The sequence below is a fragment of the Nocardia sp. NPDC050793 genome (genome assembly GCF_040654065.1).
Classification (GTDB): domain Bacteria; phylum Actinomycetota; class Actinomycetes; order Mycobacteriales; family Mycobacteriaceae; genus Nocardia.
This window is the reverse complement of sequence record NZ_JBFAHG010000013.1, coordinates 107,562-122,244: the sequence shown is the minus strand read 5'-3', so window position 1 is coordinate 122,244 and position 14,683 is coordinate 107,562. Positions and strand designations below refer to the sequence as shown.

Annotated in this window: 13 protein-coding genes and 2 pseudogenes; 11 read left to right on the top strand and 4 right to left on the bottom strand. The window is 70.3% G+C overall.

The window, feature by feature from the left end:
* Positions 1–64 precede the first annotated feature (64 nt).
* Entirely contained in the window at positions 65–817 is a 753-nt protein-coding gene (locus AB0H50_RS32190; protein ID WP_357460142.1) for a hypothetical protein, read from the top strand.
* 451 nt (positions 818–1,268) lie between these two features.
* Positions 1,269–2,849 (top strand): DNA polymerase Y family protein, encoded by a 1,581-nt coding sequence (locus AB0H50_RS32185; RefSeq protein WP_357460264.1) that lies wholly within the window; start codon positions 1,269–1,271, stop codon positions 2,847–2,849.
* Here AB0H50_RS32185 and AB0H50_RS32180 read toward each other — a convergent pair.
* Complete coding sequence (locus tag AB0H50_RS32180) at positions 2,840–3,715, bottom strand: NmrA family NAD(P)-binding protein (protein WP_357460140.1); 876 nt, start codon at positions 3,713–3,715, stop codon at positions 2,840–2,842. The genes AB0H50_RS32185 and AB0H50_RS32180 overlap by 10 nt on opposite strands.
* 57 nt (positions 3,716–3,772) lie before the next feature.
* Between AB0H50_RS32180 and AB0H50_RS32175 the strand changes: the two genes are divergently transcribed.
* The 4 genes and pseudogenes from AB0H50_RS32175 (at position 3,773) to AB0H50_RS32160 (ending at position 6,812) form a co-directional block, all read left to right on the top strand.
* A complete protein-coding gene (locus tag AB0H50_RS32175) occupies positions 3,773–4,129 on the top strand; it encodes a helix-turn-helix domain-containing protein (protein WP_357460138.1) in 357 nt (118 codons plus the stop codon).
* Positions 4,130–4,272: 143 nt separating this feature from the next.
* Entirely contained in the window at positions 4,273–5,001 is a 729-nt protein-coding gene (locus tag AB0H50_RS32170; RefSeq protein ID WP_357460262.1) for an alpha/beta hydrolase, read from the top strand.
* Positions 4,998–5,913 (top strand): annotated as a pseudogene (locus AB0H50_RS32165) (sucrase ferredoxin). The gene AB0H50_RS32170 and the pseudogene AB0H50_RS32165 overlap by 4 nt, the downstream one beginning before the upstream one ends.
* Positions 5,914–6,041: 128 nt before the next feature.
* Complete coding sequence (locus AB0H50_RS32160) at positions 6,042–6,812, top strand: hypothetical protein (protein WP_357460137.1); 771 nt, start codon at positions 6,042–6,044, stop codon at positions 6,810–6,812.
* A 7-nt stretch (positions 6,813–6,819) separates the two neighbouring features.
* On the opposite strand, the pseudogene AB0H50_RS32155 reads toward AB0H50_RS32160, so the two are convergent.
* A pseudogene (locus AB0H50_RS32155) lies at positions 6,820–7,734 on the bottom strand (SDR family NAD(P)-dependent oxidoreductase); the annotation flags it as partial.
* Positions 7,735–7,957: 223 nt separating this feature from the next.
* On the opposite strand from AB0H50_RS32155, the gene AB0H50_RS32150 reads away from it, so the two are divergent.
* Together AB0H50_RS32150 and AB0H50_RS32145 are read left to right on the top strand one after the other, a co-directional pair.
* On the top strand, positions 7,958–8,413 hold the full coding sequence (locus AB0H50_RS32150; protein WP_357460134.1) for a hypothetical protein: 456 nt from the start codon (positions 7,958–7,960) through the stop codon (positions 8,411–8,413).
* 135 nt (positions 8,414–8,548) lie between these two features.
* Complete coding sequence (locus tag AB0H50_RS32145) at positions 8,549–11,911, top strand: error-prone DNA polymerase (RefSeq protein WP_357460131.1); 3,363 nt, start codon at positions 8,549–8,551, stop codon at positions 11,909–11,911.
* A 277-nt stretch (positions 11,912–12,188) separates the two neighbouring features.
* On the opposite strand, the gene AB0H50_RS32140 is transcribed toward AB0H50_RS32145, so the two are convergent.
* Positions 12,189–12,329, bottom strand: coding sequence for a hypothetical protein (locus AB0H50_RS32140; protein WP_357460128.1), 141 nt, complete (start codon positions 12,327–12,329; stop codon positions 12,189–12,191).
* 59 nt (positions 12,330–12,388) lie between these two features.
* Here AB0H50_RS32140 and AB0H50_RS32135 point away from each other — a divergent pair, with 59 nt between their 5' ends.
* The 3 genes from AB0H50_RS32135 to AB0H50_RS32125 all read left to right on the top strand — a co-directional run bounded on the left by AB0H50_RS32135 (position 12,389) and on the right by AB0H50_RS32125 (position 14,015).
* Positions 12,389–12,655 (top strand): hypothetical protein, encoded by a 267-nt coding sequence (locus AB0H50_RS32135; protein ID WP_357460126.1) that lies wholly within the window; start codon positions 12,389–12,391, stop codon positions 12,653–12,655.
* 201 nt (positions 12,656–12,856) lie between these two features.
* Positions 12,857–13,828 carry a DUF4349 domain-containing protein gene (locus AB0H50_RS32130; protein WP_357460123.1) on the top strand — a complete coding sequence of 324 codons (972 nt, stop codon included), beginning with the start codon at positions 12,857–12,859 and terminating at the stop codon, positions 13,826–13,828.
* Complete coding sequence (locus AB0H50_RS32125) at positions 13,782–14,015, top strand: DUF167 domain-containing protein (RefSeq protein WP_357460120.1); 234 nt, start codon at positions 13,782–13,784, stop codon at positions 14,013–14,015. Before AB0H50_RS32130 ends, AB0H50_RS32125 begins: the two co-directional genes overlap by 47 nt.
* Before the next feature lie 9 nt (positions 14,016–14,024).
* On the opposite strand, the gene AB0H50_RS32120 is transcribed toward AB0H50_RS32125, so the two are convergent.
* On the bottom strand, positions 14,025–14,678 hold the full coding sequence (locus AB0H50_RS32120) for a Uma2 family endonuclease (protein WP_357460117.1): 654 nt from the start codon (positions 14,676–14,678) through the stop codon (positions 14,025–14,027).
* Positions 14,679–14,683: the final 5 nt, after the last annotated feature.

Below are 14,683 nucleotides of genomic sequence, written 5' to 3'. Positions count from 1 at the left end.
CGTGGAGGTGAGGTCGGTCCGCTCGCTTCGCCTCGGAGTCCATCGTGGGAAGTAGGTGGTTGTGATGGGTTCGGACGTGCGGGTGGGGGAGACAGATAGACAACAGAAGCTGGACGAGCTGCGCAGTCGGATGGCCGCCATCCCAGGCCGCGGCGAGTCGGCGGCCGCGCGCGCCCCGCATGCGGAGGACATGCGCCGCGAACCACTGCCGGTGCCCCGAGCCCTTGCGGAATTGTTGCCGGAGGGCGGTCTCGGCAAGGGTTCCGTGGTCGCCTACACGGGGGCGCGCTCGCTGCTCGCCGGTCTGCTCGCCGCGGTGACCGAGCACGGCGGACACGCCGCGGTGGTCGGAGTGCCGAGATTCGGTCTGCTCGCGGCGGCGGAGATGGGCGCCGATCTGGCGCGGCTGGCCGTGATCGCCGATCCCGGCCCCGACCCGGTCGAGGTGGCCGCGGTCCTGCTGGACGGTCTCGACCTGGTCGTACTCGGGCTCGACGGCGTCGCCGTCCCTCCGGCGCGCACTCGCGTGCTCGCCGCGCGTGCTCGCAGCAAGGGCGCCACTCTGGTTGTCGCCGACGGCGATTGGCCCAACCCCACCCTGCGTCTCGACGCCCGCATCGCCGGATACGTCGGCCTCGGCACCGGCCACGGCCGACTGCGCTCCCTCAGCCTCGAGGTCGAGGCGCGGCACCGGGCGAGCCTGCCCCGGCGCGGACGGGTCGAACTGCGCCCCAGCGGTGGTCGCGTCGAATGGTTCGCCCAGGAGACCTCGCCCGCGCCCATCGAACTGCCGATCGCGCGGGGTGCGGCGTCATGAGTAGTCGTGCCAAGCGGCTACGAGAGTCGCCGTGCGGCACCGTGATCCGGCCGAGCCGGGTGCGTGGCACGGTACGGGTGTCCGATCCCGCGCCGCGTCGGTCCTGTATCCGGCCGGTCCGCGCCCTCGGGCGTTGGTCGAAGTGCCGCGCGATGTGCGGCGTGGCGCAGGCAGCCGGGAGCGCGCGCTGTTTGCCACGGCCTTCCGTGCGGTGGCGGCGTGGCGTCGAGGTTCCGCAGTCGTCGCCTGCCGCGGTGCGGTGCACGTCGCCGTGGTGCAGGCCGGGAGAGTGCGCTCCTTCCCGAGGGTTTCGGCGCGGTCGAGCGGTGCTCGGGGTGTCGGCCGAAAGCCCGCGGCTCTGGTTGGCTCGGCGAGGTGGCCGCCGGTGTGGCGTCGGCTGCCGCCGAATGTCTCGGGCTGGGTTCGGTGCGAGCGGCGGTGCGGCACCGTGATTCGGCCGAGCCGGTCGCGCGGTGCGACGCGGGTGCTCGCGGTGTGGTGCCAGGACTGGCCCGCTGTCGCGGCGGCGGCGGTGGCCGAGCTACCGCCGACCCGGCCGGTGGCGGTGCTGTCCGCCAACCGGGTGGTGGCGTGCTCGGCGGTGGCGCGGGCCGAGGGGGTGCGGCGCGGGCTGCGACGCAGGGAGGCGCAGGCGCGGTGTCCGGAATTGTCTCTGGTGCAGGCGGATCCGGATCGGGATGCGCGACTGTTCGAGCCGGTGGTCGCGGCCGTTGACGCCACGGTGCCCGGCGTGGAGGTGCTGCGGCCCGGGCTGCTCGTGCTCGGCGCGCGCGGGGCCGCCCGATTCTTCGGCTCCGAGGAGGCGGCCGCCGAACGGCTGGTCGACGCGGTGGCCGCGGTCGGGGTGGAAGCGCAGATCGGCATCGCCGACGAGCTGTCCACGGCGGTGATCGCGGCGCGGCGCGGGGCGATCGTGCGGCGGGGCGAGGGCGCGGAATTCCTGGCGCCGCTCGCGGTGTCCGAACTCGCGCTGGAGCCGAGCCTGGCCGCGCCGGAGCGCGCCGAGCTGGTGGACCTGCTGCACCGCTTGGGTTTACGCCGGATCGGTGATTTCGCGGCGCTCGGCCCCGTCGAGGTCTCCTCCCGCTTCGGCGCGGACGCCGTGCTCGCGCACCGCAGCGCGCGCGCCGTTCCGGAACGCCCGCCCGCCGTGCGCCGCCCGCCGCCGGAGCTCACGGTGGAGCAGCGCTGCGACCCGCCGATCGACCGGGTCGACGCGGCGGCCTTCGCGGGCCGCATGCTCGCCACCCGGCTGCACGCGAAGCTGTCCGGCGCCGCGCTGGCCTGCACCCGGCTCGCGGTTTTCGCCGAAACCGAAGCGGGCGAGCAGCTCTCCCGGATCTGGCGGTGCGCCGAGCCGCTCACCCCCGAGGACACCGCCGACCGGGTGCGCTGGCAGCTCGACGGCTGGCTGACCCGCCGCGACCGCCCCACCGCACCGGTCACGCTGCTACGCCTGGAACCCGTGGAGGTCGTCCGGGCGGGCGCGCTGCAACTCGGTCTGTGGGGCGGCGTCGGCGAGGAGGACGAACGGGCCCGCCGCGCACTGGTCCGGGTGCAGGGACTGCTCGGCGGCGAGGCGGTCCAGGTGGGAGTGCTCAGCGGCGGCCGCGGACCCGCCGAACGCGTCACCATGGTCGTGCTCGGCGACGAGCGGGTGCCCGCGGCCGATCCGGAGCTGCCATGGCCCGGCCGGCTACCGGAACCCGCCCCCGCGGTGCTGCTGGTGAACCGTCCCGCGGTGCGTCTGGAGGCGGCCGACGGAACACCCGTGCTGGTCACCGAGCGCGGCCTGTTCACCGCCGACCCGGCCCGCCTGCACTGGGGCAGCCGCAGCTGGCCGCTGGCCGGTTGGGCCGGACCGTGGCCGGTGGACGAGCACTGGTGGGTCCCCGATTCCGCCGCGGCGGCCCGCGCCCAAGTGCAACTGGGTGGCGACGCGGGCGAGGTCAGGGTGCTGCTGCTCGTCTACAGCGACGAGTCATGGCGAGCCGAGGGACTCTACGACTGATCGGCCCGCCAGTCCTGGCGCGCCGCCCAGTCGCGCAGGCTGGTGGCTCCGGTTTCGATCGCCGACGGGTCGGGTTCGGGCGGCATGGGCGCTCCCGGAGGTGGCGGTGCGTATACCGCGGCGATCCCTTCGGCGGCCTCGACCCCGAGGTGCGGGGCGAGCATCTCCCGATAAGTGTTGGGAGATATGGAATTCCATCGCACCGCCTGTCCCAGGACCGCGCTGAGTTCGGCGGCGACCTCGTCTCCGGTCAGCGCTTGCGGTCCCGCCACGATCCGCAGCGGCGGAGGAGCCGTAGCGGTGATCAAGCCCGCGACGGCCGCTCCGAGGTCGTCCAGCGCGACCCACGGGACAGGCAGTTCCCTCGGCAACGGGTAGGCGACCTCCCCGGCGAGCACGAGCGGAGCGGACCAGGGCGCGACGAGGTTCTCCAGGTACTGCCGAGCGGGTGCGACCACCGTGGCCGCCTCGGCGCAGCGGGACAGTTCGGCGGACAGCAGCACGCGGGCGTCCACGAACGGAACGCCGACGGGCGCGGGCGGCATCACGCTGCCGGTGTTGAAAACCACCCGCCGCACGCCCGCCTTGCGGAGTCCGTCCAGCACGGCCTCGGCCTGCCGGACGGCGACGTCGGTGAAGACCAACGGCAACTGCACGATCACGGCGTCGGCCCCCGAGTACGCGTCGGCCAGCGAGCCGGAGTCGAGCAGGTCGGCCTGGACCGGCTCGGCGTCCGGGTGCACGCGGGAAGACGAGTTCTGGCGGACGATGCCACGCACCCGGTGCCCCGCCGACAGCAGGCCGCGGACAATGGCAGCACCTTGGGTTCCGGTCGCGCCGTGGACGATCACGGTTGATGTGTTCATGGTCGCGACATTAGTTTCGAAAATGAAGCAATACCCAGGAAGTTATATAGTTTTCCCATGGAAACCATTGGCGCTGAGCAGCTGAAATACCTGCAAGAAGCCGCCTGTTCGGGTTGCGGTGTCGAGCGCACGCTGAAGGTTCTCGACGGAAAGTGGACGACGCTGATCGTCCGAGAACTGCTGACCGGTCCCAAGCGCTTCGGTGACCTGCGTGCGGCACTCAATTCGCCGAGCGCCAAGACCCTCACCGACCGCCTCCGCGCCCTGGAACATCAGCGCATCCTCACCCGCACCGTCTACGCCGAAGTCCCGCCCCGCGTCGTCTACCGACTCACCGAGGACGGCGAGAGTCTCAGCGGCATCCTCTACGCCATGCTGAAGTGGGGCGAGGAACACCCTCTCGTCCAGGACTGACATCCACCGCGCCGAACGGCGACTGCCCGCAAGATTTCGTCGTTGGGACGGCGTCCGGCTGCTGTGATACTGCCGACAAATCCTGGGTGGCGGCCGGGTGGTGGTCGGTACCCTCGAACATCGTGGATCTGACGGTTGCCCGGATGGCGTTCGGTGGGGTGCAGATCGCCTATCGCGATTCGGGGGCGGTCGACGACACGCCCGTCGTGCTGGTGCACGGCATGGGTGGGGACGGGCACACCTGGGACCGCTTCGCGCGCCGGTTGGCGCGGGCGGGGCGACGGGTGATCATCCCGGACCTGCGCGGGCACGGCCGCAGCGCGCACACCGATTCCTACCGTTTCGACGAGTTCGGCGCCGACGTGCTGCGCCTGTGCGAGCGCCTCGACCTGCGGCAGGTGGATCTCGTCGGGCACTCGCTGGGCGGGTACGCAGCGTCCTGCGTCGCGCAGGAGCGGCCCGAGCTTGTACGCAGGCTGGTGATCGAGGAATGCCCGCTTCCGCTGCGCTCCGGCGACGAGGAACTTCGGCTGACCCGCCGCTTCCCCACCATCCCCGAACTCTGGCACGCCACGACCAGCCTGATCCGGCATCCGCGCGCCGTGCTGGCCTTCGACCGCTCGATGACCCGCACCGCGTTGGAACAGTTCCGCAAGCCGAACCCGGAATGGTGGGACCGGCTGTCCGACATCACCGCGCCAACGCTGGTGTTGCGCGGCGGACCGGGCGGCATGGTCGATCCGGAGAAGCTGGCGGTGCTGCTCGACTTGGTCCCCGACTGCACCGTCACCCCTTTCACCTGCGGTCACAGCATCCATCGCGACCGGTACCGCGAGTTCGAAGCCGCGGTCATTCCGTTCCTCGCGCGGTGAACACATTCGACGGTCTGCCCTGTTCGTCGGCCGCGGCCGACGTCCCGCTGCCTGGCACCGCGACGAGGGTGAGCGGATGGCTCTGCGTCGAACATCCCGGCGCGTGGGGTCGTGACGTGATCGGCGACGAGGTGCTCGGCGCGCAGATCACCGCCGAGCTCGCCGCGCGCACCGCGGCCGCGCGCGTCCGCCCGACCCTGATCCGCCGCCCCGGACGCCACGAATTCACCGGCGCCCGAACGGTTCTGCTGGTCAACTCGCGTGCCGAGGGCGGCTGGTGCGAGCGCATCGAGATCACCGAGCTGGAACAGTTGCTCGACCTCGACCTGCACCTGCTCGACGGTCCGCCGCCGGGCCTCGGTGCGCCGGTGACCGACCCACTGGTCCTGGTGTGCGCGCACGGTAAGCGCGACCAATGCTGCGCGCTGCTCGGCCGTCCCATCGCCGCGGCGTTGTCGGTCGCCCATCCCGGCCAGGTCTGGGAGTGCTCGCACACCGGCGGCCACCGTTTCGCGCCCGCCATGGTGCTGCTGCCATCGGGACTCACCTACGGCCGCGTCGACGCCGCTGCCGCGACCGCGGCCGTCGCCGCCGTGCACCGCGGTGAGGTGGCGCTCACCGGCCTGCGCGGGCGCAGCGGACACAAGCCCGTCGAACAGGTCGCCGAACTCGCCGTGCGCGCCGAGATCGACGCGGGTCTGGATGACCTGAGCGTGCACTCGGAACCTGAAAACAAACTCCGCCGCAGCCGCTCCCACGTATGCGGGCAGTGCGCTCGTCACCCACCGGGACGGCAGGCGGTGGCGGGTCGCCGCCAGAACGGTCGCCTTCGCCCCACGGCAAGCCAGCTGCGGCGCGGCTCCGAAACCGGTCACCGCGTTGGTCGCCGACCCCGTCCAGCCGCTGTCCTGATCCCTGGGCTGCCGCCTGTGCCGCATTTCCGGTTATCCACCGAGCGGCTTCGAATGCCGGCGCGACCGGCCGCGGCATGGAGCGAGTAATGTCCCGACGGCAAGCGCGCCGGTCGAGGGAGGGACGAGATGACGACACCGCCGTGGGGCTCGCACACGCCGGGGTATCCGCCGGGACCGCAGCACGGTGGCGTGCCCGGATACCCGCCGGAACCGCACGGCGGGTATCCCGCTGCACAGCACGGTCATCCGATCCCGCCTCCACCCGGGTATCCCGCTCCGCCTCCGCCCGGGTATCCCGCTCCGCCACCGCAGGCTCCCGTGCAGCCCGGCTATCCGCCGCATGCCGCTCCGCCGCCGGGCTATCATCCCGCTCCGCCGAATCTCGAATTGCCGGGCAGTACCCCCGCGGTCAAGGCGTACCTCGCCGCGGTGACGCATCACATGACCGTCGGCCGAATGCAGATCGCGCAGCACACGATCGGTCCGTTGATGAGCCTGGTCGGCGTCACCGCGGTGATCGCGACCGCGCTGAACCCGATCGATCTCGTGCTGTGCGTCGCCACGCTGGAAGAGATCTCACCGGCCGCCGTCGACGACTTTCCGCGCCAGGTCAATGGTTTCGCCAAGAACCAGCGCAGGCGGAGCGTGTTCGGGATGAAGGGCGGTGCGATGGGTGTGGCCGCGCTGGTCTCCGAACGCGTGCACCCCGGGGCCGTGCAGGCGCTGCGTAATCGGCCGATGAGCTTCGGCTCGGTGGTGACGCCCGCGGTGGTGGATCTGGGGAACCGGCAGCTGCACATCGCCTCGAACACGCCAGCCATCGGCCTGGCGATGTGGCACGGTGTGCGCTCGCAGGTGCGGTCCTATCTGCCGGAGCCGCGCCTGGTGCTGGGGTAGCTCCCGGTCACCAGTGGGTGCCGGGGACCCAGCGCGCGGCGCGGCGGAGCACCGTGCCGGTGACTCGGCGCGTGGTCGATGACGGCTTCGGTTCCGCTTGCGGGGCAACGGGTTCCGCGTCGTCCTCGGTGTCGGTGATCTCGCCCTTCGCGGCGGGGGAGTCCGGCAGCGCGCGGTAGTAGCGGTGCAGGATGCGGTCGCGGAGCTTGGGCGTGAGCAGCGCGCCGTACTCGGCGAAGGTGCCGATCGGGACGTCGATCCGCTTGGGACGTTCGGTCAGCGCGCGCACGATCGTGGCCGCGGCCCATTCGGGCGATTCCGAGGGGCCCTGGTCGCCGCTCGGTGTGATCATCGGCGTGCGTACCAGCGGCATGTGGATGGTGGTGAAGGTGACGCCGTCCGCCATGGTCTCCACGGCCGCCACCTCGGTGAACTTGTCCAGCGCCGCCTTGCTGGCCAGGTACGCGGCGAACCTGGGGGTCGCGACCTGCACGCCCGCGCTGCTGATCTGCACGACGTGGCCGAACTTGCGCTCGCGCATCTGGGGCAGCAGGGCGAGCGTCATGCGCAGCGCGCCGAAGTAGTTGACCGCCATGGTGCGCTCGAAGTCGTGCAGGCGGTCGGTGGAGCGGTGAATGGCGCGGCGGATGGAGCGGCCCGCGTTGTTCACCAGCATGTCGACGTGGCCGTGCTCGTCGAGGATGGACTTGACGGTGTGGTCGACGGAATCGGAATCCGTGACGTCGCACTGGTATCCGTACGCCGAGCCGCCCGCGGCGCGGATCTCCTCGACCACGGTCGCGAGCTCGTCGCCGCGGCGGGCCAGCAGGAACACGGTGGCGCCCTTGGCGGCCACGGCCACCGCGGCGGCCCGGCCGATGCCGGAGGAGGCGCCGGTGATGAGGACGTGCCTGCCGGTCAGGTCCCGGTTGCGGCGGTTGTGTCGGATCTGCCCGCGCACACCGGCGTCGTCGGCGGAAGCTTGGGTCATCGGGGTTTGCTCCTTTGTCGCGTCAATGGAGACGGCCAGGGTCGGCACGAACTTACTCTGAAGTAAGTTTACTCGCCAAGTGGCGCTCGTCACGCTGGAGGACGCGTTCGAAGGAACCTCGAATAGATCGAACATATGTGCGATACTCGTGCGCATGGCGGACGATCGGATGGCGGACATCTTTGCCGCGGTGCGGCTCGGCAGCGGAAACCCGGAAGCGGCGCGGCGTGCGCTCGGTGCGCTGTGGGAGGAATTGGACCCGTCCGGTGATCCCTTGCAGCGCTGCGTGATCGCGCATCATCTAGCCGTCCTACAGGAAAAAGACGAGGACGCGCTGAGCTGGGATCAGCGCGCGCTCGCCGCAGTGTTCGGCCCGGGCATCCCGCTGGACGAGGGCCTGCGCTGTTTCCTGCCCTCGCTGTACCTGAATCTGGCCGACAGTCACCGCAGGCTCGGCGACTTCGACGGCGCGCGAATGCAATTGGCGATCGCGCGCGGCCACCTGCGGATCCTGGCCGACGATGCCTACGGCGAGATGATTCGCGACGGGCTGGACCGGGTGGCCACCGCGGTGGCGGCCGGCTCCACCGAGCGCGTTCGCGAGGGCTGATCGGCCGGGGTCGCGGGCGGGCGGCGGATCGATGAGGGGTTCGCCGTCCGCCTGTTGCGACTCGGTATCCGTTGGACATGCCCGTGCGCAGCCCTCCTCTATCGAATGTATGTTCGACGAAGGAGGTGATACGTCATGGGTTGGAGCAACGGCCCCCCGACCTGGGCGGAACTGGAGCGGGTGCTCTCCGGCCGGCCCGGCCGGACCAGCCCGGACGCCATGTACCTGGGCGACGGTGGCGACAGCCCGGCGTGGTCGCGCAAGCGCGAGCCGTACGTGGCCGAGCCGATGCGCCCCGACGGCCCGACGGTGCCGTACGCGGAACTGCACGCGCACTCGGCCTACAGCTTCCTGGACGGCGCCAGTCAGCCCGAAGAGCTGGTGGAGGAGGCGGTGCGGCTGGGGCTGGAGGCGATCGCGCTCACCGATCACGACGGCTTCTACGGAACCGTGCGCTTCGCCGAAGCGGCCAAGGAATGGGGGATGGCGACGGTCTTCGGCGCGGAGCTTTCGCTGGGTCTGCCGGACACGCGGCGGCGCGCGCCGACGGCGGCCACGCACGCCGACGCGCCGGACTCGGCGCCGCGCACGGGCGCGCCGGACCCAGCCGGACCGCACCTGCTGGTGCTGGCCCGCGGCCAGGAGGGCTATCGGCGGCTCTCTCGCGAGATTGCCGCCGCCCACCTCGCCGCGGGAGAGAAGGGCATCCTCCGCTACGACCTCGACGTCCTCACCGCGGCGGCGGACGGGCACTGGTACATACTGACCGGCTGCCGCAAAGGCCACCTCCGTCGCGCACTCGCCGAGGACTTGCGCGGGGGCGACACCCGCCTGGTGCGCGCCGAAGCCGCGCTGCGCGAACTCACCGAACGCTTCGGCGCCGAACGGGTCGGCGTGGAACTCACCCACCACGGCGTCCCGGAGGACGATGAGCGCAACGCCCACCTGATCGACCTGGCCGACCGGCTCGGTCTGCCCGTGATCGCCACCACCGGAGCGCATTTCGCCGCTCCGGCGCAACGCCGCCGCGCCATGGCTCTGGCCGCCATCCGGGCCAGGAGCAGCCTGGACGACATCGCTGGCTGGTTGGCGCCCACCGGCGGCGCGCACCTGCGCTCCGGCGCGGAGATGGCGCGGTTGTTCGCGGCCTGCCCCGACGCGGTGGCCAATGCCGCGGCGCTGGCCCGTGAGTGCGCCTTCGACCTGCGCCTCATCGCGCCGCAGCTGCCGCCCTTCGACGTGCCGGACGGCCACGACGAGAACACTTGGCTGCGCGAACTCGCGCTCAGGGGAGCGGCCCGCCGCTACGGCTCGCCGCGGGAGAACCCGGCGGCCTACCGCCAGATCGAACACGAGCTCGCGGTGATCGAGCAGCTCGGTTTTCCCGGCTACTTCCTGGTGGTGCACGACATCGTCAGCTTCTGCGCGGCCAACGACATCCTGTGCCAGGGCCGGGGTTCGGCGGCCAACTCCGCGGTCTGCTACGCCATCGGCATCACCAATGTCGATCCGGTGGCCAATCAGCTGCTGTTCGAACGCTTCCTCTCGCCGGAACGTGACGGGCCGCCCGATATCGACGTGGACATCGAATCCGATCGCCGGGAGGAGGCGATCCAGCACGTCTACGCCAAGTACGGCCGCGAGTACGCCGCCCAGGTGGCCAATGTGATCACCTATCGCGGCAAGTCGGCGGTGCGCGATGCCGCACGCGCGCTGGGCTTTTCGCCGGGACAGCAGGACGCGTGGAGCAAGCAGGTGAGCCGCTGGACGGGCGTCGCGGCCGAGACCGGCACCGACATCCCCGACGAGGTCCTGCGTTTGGCCGCCGACATCGAGGGGCTGCCGAGGCATCTCGGCATCCACTCCGGCGGCATGGTGATCTGCGACCGTCCCATCGCCGATGTGTGCCCGGTGGAGTGGGCGCGAATGGCAGGCCGCAGCGTATTGCAGTGGGACAAGGACGATTGCGCCGCGGTCGGACTGGTGAAGTTCGACATGCTCGGGCTCGGGATGCTCTCTGCGCTGCACTACATGATCGATCTGGTGCGCGAGCACAAGGGCGTCGAAGTGGAACTGCACAAGCTCGACCTGAAGGAAGCCGCCGTCTACGAAATGCTCTCGCGCGCCGACTCGGTCGGCGTCTTCCAGGTGGAGTCGCGGGCGCAGATGGCCACCCTGCCCCGGCTGAAGCCGCGCGACTTCTACGACTTGGTGGTCGAGGTCGCGCTGATCCGCCCTGGTCCTATCCAGGGCGGTTCGGTGCATCCGTACATCCGCCGCCGCAACGAGCGAGAAGAGGTGACCTACGACCATCCGGCGCTGAAGAATTCGCTCGGCCGCACACTCGGCGTGCCGCTGTTCCAGGAGCAGTTGATGCAGATGGCCGTCGACGTCGCCGGTTTCACCGCCGCCGAGGCCGATCAGCTGCGCCGCGCGATGGGTTCCAAACGGTCGCCGGAACGCATGGAACGGATCAAGGCCCGCCTCTACCAGGGCATGCGCGAGCTGCACGGCATCACCGGCGAGGTCGCCGATCGCATCTACGAGAAGCTCTACGCCTTCGCGAATTTCGGCTTCCCGGAGAGTCATTCACAGAGTTTCGCCGCGCTGGTGTTCTACTCGGCATGGTTCAAGCTGCACTATCCGGCCGCGTTCTGCGCCGGATTGCTGCGCGCCCAGCCGATGGGCTTCTATTCCCCGCAATCCCTGGTCGCCGACGCGCGCAGGCACGGTGTCGCGGTGCACGGCCCTGACATCAACGCCAGCCTCGCCGACGCCACCCTGGAGGCGACGGGCTCCGAGGTCAGGCTCGGGCTGGCCGCGGTGCGTCATCTCGGTACGGAAGTGGCCGAGCGCATCGTCGCCGCCCGCCGTGAAAGCGGCCCGTACACTTCGTTTCTCGATCTGACCGGGCGGGTGCCGCTCACCGTCGCCCAAGCCGAATCGCTGGCCACCGCGGGTGCGCTCGGCAGCCTCGGCGTCAGCAGGCGCGAGGCGCTGTGGGCGGCGGGCGCCGCGGCGGGGGAGCGCGCGGATCGGCTGCCCGGCACCGGTGCGGCGACCACCGCGCCCGCCCTGCCCGGCATGAGCGAACTGGAACTCGCCGCCGCCGATGTGTGGGCCACCGGGATCTCACCGGGCAGCTACCCGACCGAGTTCCTGCGTCCCCAGCTCGACGCGCTCGGCGCCGTCCCCGCCGCCGGATTGCTCGCCGTTCCCGACGGTTCCCGGGTACTGGTCGGCGGAGCGGTCACCCACCGCCAACGCCCCGCCACCGCCGAAGGCGTCACCTTCCTCAACTTGGAGGACGAGACCGGCATGGTGAACGTCGTCTGCTCGGTCGGCCTGTGGGCCCGCTACCGCCGCTTGGCCCAGAGCGCCACCGCCCTGCTCATCCGCGGCCGGGTGCAGAACGCGGAGGGCGCGGTCAGCGTCGTCGCGGAACATCTTCAGCGGCTGCATCTTCGGATCGAGGGGAGGTCGCGCGACTTCCGGTGAGCGGACCATCGGCGTCGGCACGACGGTGAGACGGCATCGCGCTCACGGTGACCCACGGGTGGTGCCCTATGGCATGATCAAGACGACGGTGTACCTCCCGAAGACTTGGAGGTCCGGCTTGACGCCGAAGCTGCCGCGACGGGGTGAGCAAGGCGGAACTCATTCGACGGGGGATCACCATGCTGCTCGATTCATCGGACAGACCGAACGATGACCGACCGCTGCCGGTCTTTCGCAGTGGTCGATCGCGCAGTGCTGAGGATATGGACGATGCGATCTACGACCACATCAGGTCGCGGGCGGCGCGGCGGTGATCATCGTTGCCGATTTTTCCGCCCTCTTCGCAGCCTTCGATCGGGACCAGGTGGAGCATGATCGAGTGCTCCTGGTCATGGAAACCGAGACGTTGGTGATTCACCACTGGTCCTGACCGAACTGGACCACCTCGTACACCGCGACCTCGGATTCGAGGCGGCGATGCAGGTCACCGATGCTCTCATGGGACGTCTGATCGACGGGCGCTACAAGCTTGCGGAGTTGAAGCACGTCGATCTCGCGGCCGCGCAGACGATTCGCGCAAAATACGAGGGCCTCCGGCTCGACTTGGCGGACGCTGTCGGAGTCGCGCTCGCCGACAAGTATCGGACAGATTGCATATTCACGTTGGACCAGCGCGACTTCCGGGCGATCGAGCCGCTGACGCCGGGCGTGAACGCCTTCCGAATCCTGCCCGCCGACCTGTGATGCCTCGTCGCGATATTTCCTGACGAGCGCCCGGTGTCCGCGCTGCGGCAGTGGCGCATCGCCATGAGCCTGCACACCCCCGTTCCCTCGGCGGCTGCTCGCGGGCCCCGCGGTCCCGTGACGGTATCCACGCACTCGCGGCTTCTGCATGCGGCGAACGAGTTCGGTGACCGCGCGCACCGCGACGGTTACGCTGCGAGCATGCGGAAGCTTGCTGTGCTGTGCGTCGGTCTGCTCGGGCTGGCGCTGCTCGTCGGCTGCGGCGCCGACAAGAGTGCCGGTTCGAGGGGTTCGACGGCGGTGACGGCCGGGCCTGCGCCGGTGTCGCCGCCCGGGTTCAGGGAGCAGGCGCCGGGTGAGGGGCGCGGGCAGGAGACCGACACCGTCGACCGCAAGGAGGTCGTCACCGGCAGCATCGCGCTCACGGCGGGCGATCCGATCGCGGCCGCGGCGCGGGTCGCCGACCGGGTGCGCGAGGCGGGCGGCAGGCTGGACAGCCGCACCGAGCAGCCCGGCACCGACGACATCGACCCCAGCGCCTCGCTGACCGTCCGGGTTCCCGCGGACAAGACCGACGCGTTCGTGAGCGGTCTCGGCGGGATCGGCACCCTCACCCGGGTGAGCGTCAACCGCGACGACGTCACCATGCAGTGGGAGGACCTGGACGCCAGGATCAAGGCGCTGCAAGCCTCCGTCGACCGCCTGCGGGCGCTGATCACCAGCGCCGCGAGCACCGCCGACCTCATCGCCGCCGAGCAGGCGCTGTCCAGCCGCCAGGGCGAGCTCGACAGCCTCACCGCGCAGAAACGCCTCCTCGACGATCAGGTCGCGCTGTCCACCCTCACCATCGAGATCACCACGGCCGCCAAGGATTCCGACGAGGGGCCGACCAACTTCTGGGACGGCGTCGTCGCGGGCTGGAACTCCCTGGTCGACTGGCTGAAGGACGCGATCGTGTTCATCGGCAAGGCGATTCCCTGGCTCGGCTTCCTCACGATCATCGCCGGTCTCGTCTTCGCCCTCGTCCGCGTCGTGCGCCGCAAGCGCCGAGCGACCCCCGAAACCCCTTCGCCCGCTGGCGATCTCGCACAGCCGACGACTGCGGCCACCCAGACAGGAGCCCCCGATGCCCCCGACAGTGGTCAGGGCGATCATCAAACCCAACAGCCGTAAAGGTCCGCTCGTGGAAGCCCTTCCCGACGGAACGCTCCAGCTCTACGTCCGCGCGCCCGCCGTGGAGGGCAAGGCCAACAAGGCCGCGATCGAACTCCTGGCCGACCACTACGACGTCCCCAAAACCGCAGTCCGCCTCACCGCGGGCGCCACGTCCCGTTTCAAGCGCTTCGAAATCGGGGATTGAGCGGCGAGCTCAGAACTCGAGTTCGGTCCACGGGATGCTGATCGGGAACGGGAAATCGAACTCGATACCGTTCGGGTCCTCGCGGGTCCATTCCCCGGTCACCAGATAGTTGGCGGGGTGCAGCGGGCGAACTCCGTCGGGGAGCTGTCCGTATTCGGTTTCGAGTCCGTAGACCCGGACGGTGGCTATGGCGCTGTCGTTGGGGTCGAGCATGACCTCCCAGTACCAGGGGATGCCACCGATCGCGTAGCGCGCTTTCTTGGCTTCCATGTCGGATTGGGTATTGCCCGGGGAGCGCACTTCACCGACCAGCAGGACATCACCGGCGCGAACATCCTGGTAGGGCCGTTCCAGACAGCGATGGACCAGGAAGTCGGGTGTCACGAAGTCGGACTTGCCGGTCCTGCCGAAGAAGACGTTGGTCTCCAGGTTCGCGCGCCAGCAATGCTCGGTACTAGACGACATGTATTTGCGTACGCAGCGTTCGAGTGCCGTCCACATTCGGCCGGTGAATATCTGGTGTTCGCCGGGGCCGCGGCGCAGCCAGACCACCCGCCCGTTCCACAGCTCGATCTGCGACGCGATCTCGGCAGGTAGCTTCTCCAGTTCATCCCATGTCAGGTTGGTCGGGAGATTCGGCTGCTTGCGGTCCGGCTCGGGCATGCGTA

Excerpts from the sequence above, each read along its gene's own strand:
- AB0H50_RS32120 (WP_357460117.1), bottom strand. The coding sequence starts at position 14,678 with ATGCCCGAGCCGGACCGCAAGCAGCCGAATCTCCCGACCAACCTGACA.
- AB0H50_RS32130 (WP_357460123.1), top strand. The coding sequence starts at position 12,857 with ATGCGGAAGCTTGCTGTGCTGTGCGTCGGTCTGCTCGGGCTGGCGCTG.
- AB0H50_RS32145 (WP_357460131.1), top strand. The coding sequence starts at position 8,549 with ATGGGTTGGAGCAACGGCCCCCCGACCTGGGCGGAACTGGAGCGGGTG.
- AB0H50_RS32125 (WP_357460120.1), top strand. The coding sequence starts at position 13,782 with ATGCCCCCGACAGTGGTCAGGGCGATCATCAAACCCAACAGCCGTAAA.
- AB0H50_RS32170 (WP_357460262.1), top strand. The coding sequence starts at position 4,273 with ATGGCGTTCGGTGGGGTGCAGATCGCCTATCGCGATTCGGGGGCGGTC.
- AB0H50_RS32190 (WP_357460142.1), top strand. The coding sequence starts at position 65 with ATGGGTTCGGACGTGCGGGTGGGGGAGACAGATAGACAACAGAAGCTG.
- AB0H50_RS32175 (WP_357460138.1), top strand. The coding sequence starts at position 3,773 with ATGGAAACCATTGGCGCTGAGCAGCTGAAATACCTGCAAGAAGCCGCC.
- AB0H50_RS32135 (WP_357460126.1), top strand. The coding sequence starts at position 12,389 with ATGCAGGTCACCGATGCTCTCATGGGACGTCTGATCGACGGGCGCTAC.
- AB0H50_RS32160 (WP_357460137.1), top strand. The coding sequence starts at position 6,042 with ATGACGACACCGCCGTGGGGCTCGCACACGCCGGGGTATCCGCCGGGA.
- AB0H50_RS32180 (WP_357460140.1), bottom strand. The coding sequence starts at position 3,715 with ATGAACACATCAACCGTGATCGTCCACGGCGCGACCGGAACCCAAGGT.
- AB0H50_RS32150 (WP_357460134.1), top strand. The coding sequence starts at position 7,958 with ATGGCGGACGATCGGATGGCGGACATCTTTGCCGCGGTGCGGCTCGGC.